Here is a 14,123-nt window from a genome sequence, read left to right as displayed (position 1 = left end):
TGATTTACGACTGCATGGATGCAGGAGGTAGAGCAATGCAGGAGCAATTGCCGAGAACAACTAAATAACTAAATTTTTGCCTTGTTATCAACGCGGTTTTATTGCCTCAAAATAGACCACTTAATTAAGCGGAATGGTATTAAACGTACGGTACAGATTGATTATTTGATGAAGCAGGCCATTCATTTAGATGAAGCAAGAACGTTTTGTACAATTTAGATTAAAAGGGATGAAAAAGGGCCGCATATGCGGCCCCCAACAGGATTGATTGGTTTAGAACTTGAAGTTAACTGAAAGCTGTAAACTACGTGGATTATAGTAACTGCGTGATTCACCATAGTTTTCATCAAGTACATACGGGTTTTTGTTGTAACCAGTTTGACGGTTAAAGACATTAAATAAGTCAGCACGGAATTGTAGTTCCATGTCACCTGAGAACGTAAAGTCTTGCGTGTAGTTCAAGTCAAGTTGCCAGTGGCTTGCTGTTCTACGAGAACCAGCAGGTTCTGCATAACGACTAACATGGCTTGTCGGATAACCATACATAGTTCCATCCCAGTTTTCCCAAGCTTGACCAGACTGGAATACAAAGTACGCACCAATGTTTGCTTCCCACGGCACAGTGTAGTAACCATAGACTTTAACCTTATGCGGCTTATCTCCTGAAAGTGTGCCGTAACGGTTATCCCATGAGTAACGGCCGCGGCCATCACCATAGTATGATGAGCCAATAAAGTTATTTGCATCGTTACTTGTCGTGGTATTGTCTTGGTCGAAATTACCGTAGTAATGGCTCCACACATAAGAAGCATTGATATAGCTGTTTTCACCTAGGTATTCAGCTTCGATACTGGCTTCCCAGTATTTCGTTTCGCCGCCATCAACCTCAGCGATTACATACGATGAGCCACCGATTTCATCGATAATATCGGCAAGGTTTTCAACATAAAGGCCTTTATCTGCGATATGTTGTGGCACACCTTCGGCATCAACGCCTGAGTAATCAGTTAAGCGTGCATTGTTAGGCATATCTTCCCAAAAATGCATACCTTTACGGTGACGTACGTGAGCACGTAATACTAAATCAGAGCCCACATATTTCGTTGTGCCAAGCGTGAATTCATTGATACGACGAGGTTTCATGCCTTCTTGGAATGCTTTACCTGATGAACCACGTCGAGGTGATGCAGAAAGAATGTTGCCAGACTCATCTAGAAGTAGCTCAATTTCTGAGCGCGTATTACGGTCCCACGAGGCTGCACGAGCGAGTGAACTTGCTTCAGGATTATAAATTGCGAAATTTGCAAAGACTGAGTCTTCATCTGAGTACGTCCAAGTTGCACCTAAACGAGGTTGCAGCATATCACTCCAGTCTGTTTTATACATTTCGTACTTCTGTCCTGGAGCCAACTCATAACCTGAAACGGTGCCTGACTTCGCTTTTAAACCTTGCCCGTACCACGTATCTTGGCTTACGAGTAAACCGATATTATAAGTCCAGTCACCATGTTCTATGGTATCGTTTATTTCAAAATTGATACTACGCATTTCTGAGTTTATGCCAGAAACAGTTGTACCATCTTCAGTTGCCAGACTCATTTGCTGCACATGTGCACGATATATAGCATCTGCAGGGTCAAAGCCTGCCGTATCTGCATCAGCATCAACTAAACCGCCAAGGTAAGAGATGCGCCCCCAGCCATTTGATAAACGGGTAAGTTGTTCTTCACTTTCTTCCCATTTGGCACCAAAGTGGAGTGTATGGTACGTGTCACCCCAATCAAATTCATGTTCTAAGTTGAGTTCAAATGAATCACGATAGAAGTTTATATTGTCATATTGTGAATAAGCGCCAACACCACCGCTGCCTTTCATTACACCATCTTCAAGATAGCCATAAGTATTAATTAATGCGGTAGCTCCGGCATTATAAATAGCGATTTGCTCTTCTGTGAAACCTTCTTTAGAGACATATTCTCTTGGTTTTGGCACCGAAAAATAGCCCATCTGAGTAAGGTTGTTAACATCAAGCTGACTATTTAACGAAGGTACGACACTCAACTCAGTATCTGGTTTCGAACCTGTTTCTAATTCAAACTTACTGTATTGGAATGACAGGGTGGTTGCAGAGCCTAAAATCCAAGAGCCATCTAACGTAAAGATATCTTGGTCGGCTTTGCTACCAACAGATACACTGTCAGTTTCGTAAGCGCCTATTGAATCGCCTTTTACCTCTTTATCAGAGGTACGTTGTGAAATATTAATTAAAATATCGTCGGTCGGTGCCCATGTAAGCTTACCGAAGTATTCGTCACGGATACTTTCATAGTCTTTTACTTCGCCATAAGCTGTATTCTTGTTAGCCTTCGTTTCTTCAGGGCGATAATACGAGGTATAAAAGTACAGTGTATCTTCAATCAGCGGTCCACCTAGGCTTGCAGTTAACCAGCTTTTATCCATCTCATAACTTTCTTCGCCTATAGGGGTCGCAACAAAACTCTTCGGTTGTGCTTTGTATTCAACGTTACCGTGAAATTCATCAGTACCAGATTTTGATACTGTATTGATTGAGAAGCCACCTGAACGGTTAAAGCCTACCGCTTTAGCACCACCGCGGTCCATGGTGACATACGCCACGTCATGGGTCGAAGGCTCTGACGCTAAATTACCAAACATTGGCATAGAAACATTTACGCCATCAAAACCGTATGAGTTATCAACCCCTGAACCACCTGCTGACGGACCTAAAACTGTGTTCGCCGAAAGCTCCACACCTGGTACAAGTTTTAATAGGTCTCGGTAGTCTTGACCCACTGGCACGTTGTTGATTGCCTCTTCGCCTAGTGAGTTGGTCAGAGCTGACTTACCCTGACGGTATAATTTACTACCAGTAATGGTGATGACCTCAACATTTTCATTTGCGCCACCGAAGGTAACGTTTAGGCTCGATGTTTGCTCAAGCAAAACATCAACGGTCATCGTTTGAGTGACCCCGTTTTTATCGGTGAAAGTGAGTTCATAAGTCCCCGGTTTTAGTTGGGGTAAGTCGTAGCTTCCGTCTTCACGAGTCACAACAGTGCGTGGTTTCGGCATTACGTTACTTTTTGCCGTTACCGTGATCCCCGCCAGAGACTGCTGTGCCTCTGGTGTTGATACTTTACCCTTGATTCCACCAGTTAAATTAGCAAAGGCTGGTGCGCTGGCTAAAGCCGCGGCCATTACAACACCTGTTAGAGCTGTTTTCTTTGCGCGAAGTGCATTATGTGTCGCTTTAGCTATGGAGCTTATTACGAGTGAGGATGCATGTTGTTTCATTGTTTCCCGTCCTTATATTTATATGCTTTGTTGGACTGCTTACCCAATTGAGACTTATGAACTTTAAAATTATGTTGCCTATACATTAAACAGCTGTTAGAAGAATCGGTCAAGAATATTTTTTTGTTACTTACGGTTATTTGTGGAATAAAATATATTACCTTTATTGGGTAATTGTTTGTGTTCATTTGCTTTTAAGAGCATACGGAATGTGAGGGGTCTTTTTTGTAAGAAATTATGAACGCTTTATTTTTTATTAGCTTATAAAAATCAATACATAACAAGAAAGGCGAGGTGCAAATTTAGTTGCTAAATAAAGGCATAAAAAAAGCAGCTTTCGCTGCTTTTTTAGGTTTATAGTCTGTATTTAAAAATTAGTTATTCTTAAATTCGCCTACAACTTCATTAGAATGTTCTAGTAATTTTCTGCCTTGTCGACTCGATTGAGTCAGTGCAATGAACAGAATATCAATGACAAAATCTTGTGCAGTTCGGGCTAAAATTGATGACAGCCTTACTGATTCACCTTCAGCAACAGAGTAGAGTTTTACATCTGCTGAGTCTGCGACGGGGCTACTACCAAACTTAGTGACTGAGATCACTGCGCTGTCGTTTTTCTTAGCTTGTTTAACGACCTCAGCAATTTCACGGGTCATCCCCGATTCACTAATTGCAATAACCAAGTCACCTTTTGAAAACGTAGCAACGTAGGCAAGTTGGGCGTGGCCGTCTGGTTCAGCGATAGCTGGCATCCCTAGCTTTTGTAATTTATAAGAGAAATCTTTGGCAACCAGCGCCGAGCCACCTAAACCGCAAATAAGAATACGTTTAGCTGATTTTAATAATTCAACCGCTTTTTCGATTGCAGGCGCTTCGTTAAGGTTTTTGGTTTCAGTTAAAACGGCCAGTTTACTGCTGAGTAATTTTTCGGCAATTTGTTCAAGAGAGTCGTTTAAGGTAATTTTACCGTGTAACTTGGGCTCGCTGCTTTCATCGTTTAGTGCATCGATAACGGCTAGCTTAAAAGCAGGAAACCCTTTGTAACCTAATTTTTGTGAAAACTTAACCACGCTTGATTGGCTAACACCAACCACTTTTGCTAATTCAACAGAGGATAAATTACGAATCGCATTGGCCGAGTTTAATGTGAAATCTGCTAGTTTTGCTTCGCTGCTCGACAAAGACTGGCGTAAGGCTTTAATTTTTACAAAAGTAGACATTCGGGCTCACTTTGTTAGTTAACTTATTCTTTGTGTAATACAAACCTTTCAATCGAGAATATTAAGCGCCAAGACGCAAAATTAAGTACAAACGACGAATTATTTTTGTTTTACTCGAATTAACTTTGGAATATTTTTCTTAATTTAGATGGAATAATATAGTTTTATTCCATAATAGATACAACATTATTTGTTGAGATAGCACCATTTTTAGTGAGGTAACGATAATGTATACTTTTTATTCTTGGATCTTAAAATAAAATATTTTACATGTTAAGTGGGTGTTGCTACTGTATTGCAGTGAATCGTCAATGCTTAAAACTTCAGGTATGAAACTGTTATGAGTTTTCCCTCTTTAAAAACATTACTTAAACAGCTGTGTTATCTCAGTGGCGCTGCGCTTTTAGTCAGTTGTGCCAGTAATCAATATACGTTTACCCAGTCAGCTAACTACAGTCATCGCGTTAAGTTTTTAGTGATGCACTACACCGCGATTGATTACGAAAAGTCGATGCGAGCTTTAGTGGATGAAGGGGGCTTAAGCTCACATTACTTATTACCGGAGTCGGGCGATTCAAGTTATCCGCACGATAAATTAGAAATTATTCAACTTGTTGATGAGAACGATCGCGCGTGGCATGCTGGACGAAGTTACTGGCAAGGACGTGAAGATTTAAACGATCACTCCATTGGCATTGAAATAGTGAATGTGCCTACATGTCATATTCCTGAGCATAGTTCGCCTGCAATGCAAAATGATGCAAGCAAGCTGTGTATTTATCCTGATTATGATGCCAAGCAAATTGAATTATTAATTACGTTAAGCAAAGATATTCTTAAACGCAATCCAGATATTGGGCCAACTCAAATTGTAGGGCATTCAGACATTGCGCCAAGTCGTAAAAATGATCCTGGCCCGCGTTTTCCTTGGTATCAATTATATAAAGCGGGTATTGGCGCGTGGTACGACAGCGACACGGTCGATAAGTATTGGCAGTTATTTAGCGCATCGAAACCTTCGACAGAGTTAATGCAAAAAGCCATGCGCAGCTACGGTTACGAGGTGATTGCAACGGGGCAACTTGATTCACAAACATTAGATGCGTTGAGCGCCTTTCAAATGCACTTTTTACCTTGGCATGTTAGCGGTAATAACGATGCCAGAAGTGCAGCTGTACTGTTTGCTTTATTAGAAAAGTATTTTCCTAAAAAGTGCGAGAGACTGTTTAAAGAGTATCAGCAACAGCAACTGGCAACGGAGCCTGAGACAACGGTGCTTGCGAATGCACAAGTTGTCGTACGTATTCCATCGCTCGACCCCAGCAGCCGTGAGTTAGTAAATAACCGAGGCACGTTTCAAGCGTATAAGGGACGTGGTGAAATAATCATTGAAAACCACGATGCCCGCAGTGCTGATATTTATATTAATGGTGAAAAAATTAATATCGCATCACCATTAACAGCTGAAAAAGTATATCAATACAGCTTAGCGAAACGCACTCATAACGGTATTAACACCTTTAAAGTTGACAATGTTCAACCAGAGGGGGCGAGCTTAACATTGCGGTTTCCTTACCCAACATTGATTAAAAACACACATAAAGACCGTTTTAAAGCTGTTGATGAGCTGATAAATCAAGAAGTCGCCGCAGGATTTCCTGGCGCTGTGCTTGGCGTTATTAAAGAGGGTGAGTTAATTAAATTAAGCCACTATGGCGCTGCTAAAAAGTACCATGCAGATGGCACGTTGCTCGCATCGCCTGAAGCGATGAAAAACGATACCTTATTCGACATTGCCTCGAATTCAAAAATGTTTGCTACTAACTTTGCGTTAATGAAACTTGCAAGCGAAGGTAAGTTAGATGTAGAAAAACCATTGTTTTATTACCTGCCAGAATTTAGAGGCAGCGGTCGAGAGCAGCGTTTAGTAAAGGATTTGCTCACGCATAGCGCAGGTTACCCTGCAGTGGTTGATTTTCACCGTAAAGATAATAAATTTGGCGAACGGTTTTTCTCGCAAAACAGTTTACGTACCAAAAATTTACTGCTTACAGGAGTGCCTTTTGTGGCGGGGCGTAATGTAAAGCACCTCTATTCAGATATTGATTACATGTTGCTAGGCGTATTGATTGAGCGCATTAGCGGTATGCCTCTCGACAGCTATGTTGAAAGCCAACTCTATCAGCCGCTAGGGTTAACACACACAGTGTACAACCCTTTGCAAAAGGGATTTTTAGCGTCGCAGATTGCTGCAACTGAAATAAATGGCAACACCCGTGGCGGGCGTATTGAGTTTGACAATATTCGTACCGATGTATTGCAAGGTGAAGTGCATGACGAAAAAGCCTTTTATGCTTTAGGGGGCGTAGCAGGGCATGCAGGCCTCTTTAGTACGGCTGGCGATATAATGGTATTGATGCAGGTGCTGCTTAACGGCGGTGGCTACGACAATAAACAGTTATTTACCCCACAAGTACTCGCGCAATTTACTCAGCCTCAAGCCAGCGACGAAACCTATGGCTTAGGCTGGCGAAGAGCAGGGCACCAAGCACGCACATGGCATTTTGGCCCGTATGCCAGCCCAAGAGCCTATGGTCATACTGGCTGGACCGGCACCGTTACTGTGATTGACCCCGAGTATGACCTTGCCATCGTGTTACTTACCAATGCCCGTCACACACCTATTGAGGGCAACGATAAAAATTATGAATTTGTCGGAAAGCGTTTTGAAACAGGTAAGTATGGTTCAATTATCTCACTGATTTATGAGAGTATATTAAATCACTAGTCGATTTAAGTTGAGTTTAGCGGCAAAGCCATTAAGCTTAGCGAGTTTTTGCATAATAAAAATAAAATATTGGTCTTAATTTAAAAGGGTTTTTATGTCTTGGTATTCAATTTTACCACCCTTGATTGCTATCTTAATTGTGTTTTGGCGCAAAGAAGTGATCATGGCTTTATTGGTCGCCGTTGCGTCGTCTGAGTTTTTGCTAGCCCTCAATGGTGAAGGCAATAGTGTGTTTTACACTTTTATCAATACCATTGAACGGGTAATCGAAGTCGCGAGCTCAGCGGGTAACAGCCGTATTCTTATTTTTAGTATTTTGATTGGTGCACTGCTTGCCTATATTCGTGAATCTGGCGGTGTGGCAGCAACCGTAAACCTATTAATGAACAAAGGTGTTGCTAAGAGTAAGCGCCAAGTGGGTTATTTAACCATGTTCTCGGGCATTGCGGTGTTTATTGAATCGAACTTGAGCGTATTAACTTCGGGTATTTTATCGCGTGGTTTATTTGATAAATTTAAAATGAGCCGGGCGCGTCTTGCCTATATTATTGATAGTACCAGTGCACCCGTGTGTATTTTAATTTTACTTAACGGCTGGGGTGCGTATGTGCTTGGCCTACTTGGTAACTACGAGATGGAAGAGTCTGCTGTTTCGGTACTGTGGGGCAGTATTGGTTATAATTTTTATGCGATTATCACCTTGCTCATCGTGTTTTATACCATTACTTTCGACAAAGTACATGGGCCATTAAAACAAGCCGAAGAGAACTTTGAGCAGCAAGAAACCGAATTAGCAGAAGAAGTTAAAGGCTCAAAAGCGCGTTACATGCTTATTCCACTTATTACCTTAATTGGCAGCATGGTTGGCTTTATGTTCTGGACTGGCGATGGCGATATTGCTAGTGGCAGTGGCTCAAAATCAGTGTTGTATGCAACTATTTTAGCCTGTGTAGTCGCTTACTTTTTAATGATTAGCTCTCGTGATTTTACTCACCATAAGCTTGTTGATATTGGCTTTAAAGGTATGGGTGAATTATTACCGCTGGTTGCAATCGTCTTGTTATCACTCACACTTGGTGCGAGCTTAAAAGACTTAGGCACTGGTGTGTTTGTAGCGGGGCTTGTGGGTGATTTCTTACCTATTTACCTTGTTGTGCCAGTGCTATTTTTAACCGGAGCGGTTATTTCATTCACTACGGGCACCTCGTGGGGCACATTTGCCATTCTTATTCCAATTGGTGTGCCGCTTATTCAAGCGCTAGGTTTACCGCCTTCACTGGTTATTGCTGCCATTTTAGGTGGCGGTGTGTTTGGCGATCACTGCTCGCCAATTTCAGATACCAGTGCGGTATCGGCGATTGCCTCTGGGTGTGACTTATTAACCCACGTTAAAACTCAAATGCCTTACGCCTTATTCGGCGGCGCATTAACCTTTATCGCTTACTTGGTAACCAGTATTTTGGTTTTGTAACTTTAAGCCCTTAAGCAAACAATAAAAAACCACAGAGAAATCTGTGGTTTTTTATTGTCCGTACCTCGTATTTCTAGGCTCGCTTCTCAAACCTCGATAGCCAGCACGTTCAAATCTGATATCTGACGACTGAAAACTAGCTTCTTCGAGGTGACAGCTTAAGGCTTGGAGCTAGGCTTTAGGCACAACTTTATAAATACCTACACCATCAACCCCAAGGTATAAATCTCCATTTGGATGGGTCGCAATACTGCGCACTCTGCCAACACCCTCAAATACTTTGCTGTGGCCAGTGACTTTATTACCATCGAGTTTAACAAGCACAAGGTGAGCAAACTTCATTGAGCCCACGGCTATTTGCCCTTGCCACTGCGGGTATTTATCGCTATTTATAAACGCCATACCAGAGGGCGCAATTGAAGGTACCCAGTACCAATCAGGTTGCTCCATGCCTTCGCGGCTTGTTTCATCAGTGATTTTTGTACCAATGTAGTTAATGCCGTAGGTGATCTCAGGCCAACCATAATTAGCCCCAGCTTTAATAATATTAATTTCATCTCCCCCACGAGGGCCATGTTCATGACTCCAAATTACCCCAGTTTCTGGGTGCATAGCCATACCTTGAGGATTACGGTGACCATATGAGTAAATGCTTTTACGCGCGCTTTTATGATTATAAAAAGGGTTTGATTCAGGAATAGAGCCATCACTGTTGATACGGTGAATTTTACCCGCATCGTAATCAAGGCTTTGTGGGTGAACATCTCTGTCGCCACGGTCGCCAATCGAAAAATACAAATAACCGTCTTTATCAAACTCAATACGCGAACCATAGTGTTTAGTTGTTGTGGTATTTGGTTCACCATTAAATAAGAGTTGCTGGTCTACAAGCGTCATGTCCTTTAAACGTGCACGCATTATTGAGGTGTTATAGCCTTCATCATCACCTTCATAACCTGAGTAAGAAAGGTAAATCCAGCCATTGTCGGCAAAATTTGGGTCGAGCTCTATATCAAGTAATCCCCCTTGGCCTTCTGCGTGAAGCTTAGGAGTTCCTTTGATTATTTGTTTATCAAGCTGACCATCGCGGATCAGCCTTAACTCACCACGCCTATCGGTCACTAATAAATCACGCTCGTTTAGCCACGCCATACCCCAAGGGATCTGAATCCCTTTACTCACTAATTCAAGCTCATACTTATTGGCACTGGCATCTAACGGAATTGTTTGCTCTGGCTGCGCACATGCCTGCAAGCTGGTTAAACTGATAGAAGCGACGACGAGGCTGCTAAATAAAGACTTTTTCATGGTTACTCCAAATTATTAAGCACAATACTATTAGCCTAGCTTGTTCGTAGGTAAATTGTTATTAACTTTCAGTAAAGTGCGACTATTGGTAGAAAAAGCGGGATAGAACAAAAGCGGTTGTAAGTTAGGGGTTAGAGGCTAGAGATTAGAGGTTAGAGGTTAGAGATTTGGGGTTAGAGATTAGGGGGTAGAGATTAGAGGTTAGAGATTAGAGGTTAGAGGTTAGAGGTTAGAGGTTAGAGATTAGAGGTTAGAGATTAGAGGTTAGAGGTTAGAGTAGGAGTGGCTTCAGCCGTGAATTACGTGAGATTAGTACGCAGGGTAAACCCGCTTCTCGCTTCTCATTACTCGAAGTTAGCGCAATCGACTCACAACTAACGACTGGAAACGAGTGTCTTAACTTTCACATTTCACGGCCTCATGCGTTAACTGTTTAAGTGCGATGATTTGCCCTTGTTGGTTTTGGTCAAGGGCCAACAGGTCGCCTTGGTGAATGTGGGTATCGAGTGTGCCGTGTTTTTGTAGCTCTTCAAGTAGTGACTGTTTTATTTGTACGAGTATATTTTGCTCGCAGTCTGCGATATACCAATCGTTATCAACACTGACTAAGCGGCCAGTGAAGCGGGTACGGGTTTGATGAGCAGCAAGGGCGTGTTGGTAGTCGGCATCTAGGGTTTGTTTTTGTTGTTTTAGGTTGCTGACATAGCTGCCTTTTGCGTTAAGTTCATGAACTTCAAGCCAGTGGTAATCTGATAAATCTACAGCATATACGTCAGTCAGTTCGCGGTTATTGTATTGCAACATAATAAAGCCCAAAATGGCCAGCGCAGCAAAAACACCTGTCATTTGCAGTCCTAAAAAGCGTTGCTGTTTTGAGCGAGCTTGTTGTGGCTTTTGCATTTGCGTCAGCTGCTCAGGGCTTAAAGTATGCTGTGCTTTGCGTTTTTGATAATGCGCTTTTAAATCGGCATCAAATTGCTCGTCGTTACGCTTCATGATTGCCTCCAAGTTGTTGTTTTAGGTTTTGACGGGCGTATCGCAGCCGAGTTTTAATGGTCTCTGGGTTACTTTGTGTGATTGCAACAATGTCTTCGAGACTAAAGCCTTCTTGTTGTAAGGTCAGCGCTTCACGTTGTACAAAGCTAAGCCCCATAAGTGCTTTATCAAAGGCGTCATAATCGTAGTGATAACTTGCATCGTGTGGCTCAGACACTAGCTGGTTGTCTTCTAGTTCAACAAATTTTTGTTGTTTTCGAAACTCATCAATTAGCACGTTACGCGCTAAACGAAATAGCCACGCTTTTGGGTTGTTTTGCGCGTGATAAAAGTCACGTTTATCAATGACTTTTAACCAGGTTTGCTGGCAAATATCGAATGCTAGATCTTTATCACTTTGTGTTACTAGGTAGTGATAAAGGTCGTTACCGTATTGAGCAACAAGTTGGTTGAGATAACGGTTGTCGCCTGTTTTGGCATACAGCGCCAAACAATCGCTGTTTGGCGTGTCAAATAACCATGTCTTGATGCTCATTAGCATAGGCCGTTATCCATCTATTTTAAAATCAAGTTGAACGCTTTGGTTTGTTTGTAATTGTGCCACACCTTCAACTACTTTGGGGCGGTATTTCCAACGTTTTATAGCGCGAATAGCTTCTCGATCAAATACTCGTTTTGGCTCAGCGTCAATAATGACTGGGTCGATAACTTCGCCGGTGGGTGAAATGCTGAAACTAATTTGCACCCATCCTTCAATACCATCACGTGCAGCAACAGGGGGATACTTAGGGTTAATACGCACGATAGGGGTCGCATCACCGGTTGGTTGATTAATTGCTTTACTGAGTGAGTCGCCAATGCCATCAAATGTCATAGTAGGTGTTGCATCGGAAATGATTATTGTATCTGGGTTTTCAGCAGCTGGCCGCGGGGGCGTTTTCGGTGGCACCTGAGCAACGGGCGGTGGCGGCAAAGTTTGCTTTACTTGCACTTTTGAGTCTTCGGGCACTTGGTAAATTTCAACGGTGATATCGGGGCCCATTTTTATATCTGCGCGTTGCTCTGCTGAAATTAGGTATTGCATAAAGGCAAATGCAGCAAAGGTCATTACCCCGCCACCTATAATTGCGACGGTTGTCTTTAAAGCGCCATTGCTGTTATTCAAGCTTGCTGAGTTTAGTGGTAAAGTATGCATAGCCGTTCCTTTTTGGATAATTGCTTTCATAGCTAAAACGGCTGGCAAATAAAAAAGGGGTGAAACTATTTTCACTTTTTATTTTTTCACTTTAATTAGTGTGATTCTTTAGGTAGTTATGAAACTCATTCAAATAGATAAAGCCCGTTACCGTAAGCATTTAAACCACGTTATTGTAGCGTGTGTTATTGCTTTAGCCGTTGGTAGTTTAGCCATTTCACAAACCTTGATTGCGTTATTCCCAGACCCAAGTGGGAGTCATTTTCACTGGAATCTATTGGGGGTTGTTGTGTGCAGTTTGCTGGTGGGCTTTGTACTCAATAAATACCGCAACCATGATTATATGACCGAGATTGTGTATGTGTGGGAGCTTAAAAAAGCGCTGAATAAGATTACCCGTAAAATGCCAAAGCTAAAAGCGGCTGGGCGTGAGGGCAATGCCGATGCTTTATTAGCGATTCATTACAGCTATGCTGGCTCGCGTTTGTTATGGCAGCTCGACGACAACACCATCACTATGGATGAGCTGGCAATTAAACAAGCTGAGCTTGATAGTGTCGCCGAGAAATATAATTTAAGCCTGGATGCCGAGCGCTATGATGAGGCTATTTTAAAGAACTTTTAAGGACGAGTAATGAAGAAGGTTTTGGTTGTATGTTTGGGTAATATTTGCCGCTCACCAACTGCTGAAGCGGTGCTCAGAAGTCGTGCAAAGACGCTTAATGTTAATGTAAAAGTCGACTCAGCAGGCACGATTGGCTATCACCAAGGTAATCCACCTGATTCACGTTCAAAAGCAGCAGGCGAAAAACGAGGCTACAGCTTTAAAGGGATTTATTCACGCCCGGTTACGCAGGCTGATTTTTATGAGTTTGATTTTATTTTAGCGGCTGACAAGCAAAACCTTGCTGATTTACACGCGCAATGCCCTGAGCATTTGCAATATAAATTGTCGTTATTTTTAAGCCATGGAGATGCGGGCGAGCAAGAAATTCCCGATCCTTATTATGGTGGCGATCAAGGTTTTGAAAAGGTCCTAGATTTAATCGAAAACGCGGCGGATAACTTGCTCAAAAAGCTTTAATTTTTTTAAAAGGTCGCACTGCGACCTTTTAGTTTATTTTGATTAGTTTATTTTAAAGTCGAGCTGAACTTGGGTTGTTGATGCAACGGCATGCCCATCTTCAAATTTTGGGGCATAACGCCACTTTTTCATTGCTTTTATAGCTTCTACTTCGAATGCTTTACCGCCTTTAGACTCAAGTACGGCAACGTTATCTACAAAGCCTGTGGGAGTCACTTCGAACTCCATAATAACAGAACCACTTTGTCTAAGCTGTGCCTTTGACATGGGGTACTTAGGATGCACGCGATACAAGGGCTCTTGCTCTTGGTTGTCTTTCCACGGCACCATTTTTGCGATAGCAATACAGTGCTTGGTTGCTTCATCGCTTTTGCCTATTTTTTCGTATAAATGAACCAGCTTAGAATGGGCGTCCAGTTCGGCTTTGTGATCAAAACTGAGTGCGTCATCAAATACTTTAACAACATGGTTAAGGCGCTCAATTGCGTAGTCATAATCGTGCCTGCTTTGAGCAAAAGCGGCGGCTAAAAAGTCTGCTTGAATACGCTCTAGCGAGTTACTTGGCACATTATCTTTGTAATATTCATCGGCTTCTTCTAGGTAACGCACGGCTAGCGCATTTTAATCCCAGATTCTAACAGGGTTGAGCGATAATCATCGTCTAGCCCTGCCATTTTCTTTTTTCTCGCCATACTGGCTGTTTTAGTTGTATCTTGTTTAAATAACGCCATGGCTATTTTTCTCAT

General features: G+C 42.3%; 10 protein-coding genes and 2 pseudogenes. 4 read left to right on the top strand and 8 right to left on the bottom strand.

What is annotated here, in order from left to right:
- Positions 1 to 273: 273 nt before the first annotated feature.
- Both JIG41_RS01800 and JIG41_RS01795 read right to left on the bottom strand, forming a co-directional pair.
- Positions 274 to 3,315, bottom strand: coding sequence for a TonB-dependent receptor (locus JIG41_RS01800; RefSeq protein ID WP_036970539.1), 3,042 nt, complete (start codon positions 3,313 to 3,315; stop codon positions 274 to 276).
- 374 nt (positions 3,316 to 3,689) lie between these two features.
- Positions 3,690 to 4,535: a MurR/RpiR family transcriptional regulator gene (locus JIG41_RS01795; protein WP_036970537.1), complete on the bottom strand. Its 846-nt coding sequence runs from the start codon at positions 4,533 to 4,535 to the stop codon at positions 3,690 to 3,692.
- Between the two features lie 340 nt (positions 4,536 to 4,875).
- On the opposite strand from JIG41_RS01795, the gene pbp4b reads away from it, so the two are divergent.
- Positions 4,876 to 7,323: a penicillin binding protein PBP4B gene (pbp4b, locus tag JIG41_RS01790; RefSeq protein ID WP_036970535.1), complete on the top strand. Its 2,448-nt coding sequence runs from the start codon at positions 4,876 to 4,878 to the stop codon at positions 7,321 to 7,323.
- 94 nt (positions 7,324 to 7,417) lie between these two features.
- Positions 7,418 to 8,794 (top strand): Na+/H+ antiporter NhaC family protein, encoded by a 1,377-nt coding sequence (locus JIG41_RS01785; RefSeq protein ID WP_036970533.1) that lies wholly within the window; start codon positions 7,418 to 7,420, stop codon positions 8,792 to 8,794.
- A 171-nt stretch (positions 8,795 to 8,965) separates the two neighbouring features.
- Here JIG41_RS01785 and JIG41_RS01780 read toward each other — a convergent pair whose 3' ends face one another.
- From JIG41_RS01780 to JIG41_RS01765, 4 genes are all read right to left on the bottom strand, one after another.
- Positions 8,966 to 10,102, bottom strand: a complete 1,137-nt coding sequence (locus JIG41_RS01780) for a PQQ-dependent sugar dehydrogenase (RefSeq protein ID WP_036970531.1) — start codon at positions 10,100 to 10,102, stop codon at positions 8,966 to 8,968.
- A 396-nt stretch (positions 10,103 to 10,498) separates the two neighbouring features.
- On the bottom strand, positions 10,499 to 11,098 hold the full coding sequence (locus tag JIG41_RS01775) for a hypothetical protein (RefSeq protein ID WP_199524182.1): 600 nt from the start codon (positions 11,096 to 11,098) through the stop codon (positions 10,499 to 10,501).
- Positions 11,088 to 11,639, bottom strand: a complete 552-nt coding sequence (locus tag JIG41_RS01770) for an RNA polymerase sigma factor (RefSeq protein ID WP_199524181.1) — start codon at positions 11,637 to 11,639, stop codon at positions 11,088 to 11,090. Before JIG41_RS01770 ends, JIG41_RS01775 begins: the two co-directional genes overlap by 11 nt.
- A 6-nt stretch (positions 11,640 to 11,645) precedes the next feature.
- Positions 11,646 to 12,293: an energy transducer TonB gene (locus JIG41_RS01765; protein WP_180311408.1), complete on the bottom strand. Its 648-nt coding sequence runs from the start codon at positions 12,291 to 12,293 to the stop codon at positions 11,646 to 11,648.
- Between the two features lie 118 nt (positions 12,294 to 12,411).
- On the opposite strand from JIG41_RS01765, the gene JIG41_RS01760 reads away from it, so the two are divergent.
- Both JIG41_RS01760 and JIG41_RS01755 read left to right on the top strand, forming a co-directional pair.
- A complete protein-coding gene (locus JIG41_RS01760; protein WP_074989455.1) occupies positions 12,412 to 12,918 on the top strand; it encodes a DUF3087 domain-containing protein in 507 nt (168 codons plus the stop codon).
- A gap of 9 nt (positions 12,919 to 12,927) precedes the next feature.
- Positions 12,928 to 13,377, top strand: coding sequence for a low molecular weight protein-tyrosine-phosphatase (locus JIG41_RS01755; protein ID WP_036970515.1), 450 nt, complete (start codon positions 12,928 to 12,930; stop codon positions 13,375 to 13,377).
- Positions 13,378 to 13,419: 42 nt separating this feature from the next.
- Here JIG41_RS01755 and JIG41_RS23155 read toward each other — a convergent pair.
- Positions 13,420 to 13,989, bottom strand: a pseudogene (locus JIG41_RS23155) (energy transducer TonB); the annotation flags it as partial.
- Positions 13,989 to 14,123 (bottom strand): annotated as a pseudogene (locus JIG41_RS22755) (ISAs1 family transposase); the annotation flags it as partial. The pseudogenes JIG41_RS23155 and JIG41_RS22755, both read right to left, overlap by 1 nt.

The sequence above is a fragment of the Pseudoalteromonas sp. bablab_jr011 genome, from assembly GCF_016464045.1.
In the GTDB taxonomy this organism is placed as follows: domain Bacteria; phylum Pseudomonadota; class Gammaproteobacteria; order Enterobacterales; family Alteromonadaceae; genus Pseudoalteromonas; species Pseudoalteromonas lipolytica.
This window is presented reverse-complemented; position numbering and strand designations above follow the sequence as displayed.

Excerpts from the sequence above, each read along its gene's own strand:
- JIG41_RS01800 (WP_036970539.1), bottom strand. The coding sequence starts at position 3,315 with ATGAAACAACATGCATCCTCACTCGTAATAAGCTCCATAGCTAAAGCG.
- JIG41_RS01795 (WP_036970537.1), bottom strand. The coding sequence starts at position 4,535 with ATGTCTACTTTTGTAAAAATTAAAGCCTTACGCCAGTCTTTGTCGAGC.
- pbp4b (WP_036970535.1), top strand. The coding sequence starts at position 4,876 with ATGAGTTTTCCCTCTTTAAAAACATTACTTAAACAGCTGTGTTATCTC.
- JIG41_RS01785 (WP_036970533.1), top strand. The coding sequence starts at position 7,418 with ATGTCTTGGTATTCAATTTTACCACCCTTGATTGCTATCTTAATTGTG.
- JIG41_RS01780 (WP_036970531.1), bottom strand. The coding sequence starts at position 10,102 with ATGAAAAAGTCTTTATTTAGCAGCCTCGTCGTCGCTTCTATCAGTTTA.
- JIG41_RS01775 (WP_199524182.1), bottom strand. The coding sequence starts at position 11,098 with ATGAAGCGTAACGACGAGCAATTTGATGCCGATTTAAAAGCGCATTAT.
- JIG41_RS01770 (WP_199524181.1), bottom strand. The coding sequence starts at position 11,639 with ATGCTAATGAGCATCAAGACATGGTTATTTGACACGCCAAACAGCGAT.
- JIG41_RS01765 (WP_180311408.1), bottom strand. The coding sequence starts at position 12,293 with ATGCATACTTTACCACTAAACTCAGCAAGCTTGAATAACAGCAATGGC.
- JIG41_RS01760 (WP_074989455.1), top strand. The coding sequence starts at position 12,412 with ATGAAACTCATTCAAATAGATAAAGCCCGTTACCGTAAGCATTTAAAC.
- JIG41_RS01755 (WP_036970515.1), top strand. The coding sequence starts at position 12,928 with ATGAAGAAGGTTTTGGTTGTATGTTTGGGTAATATTTGCCGCTCACCA.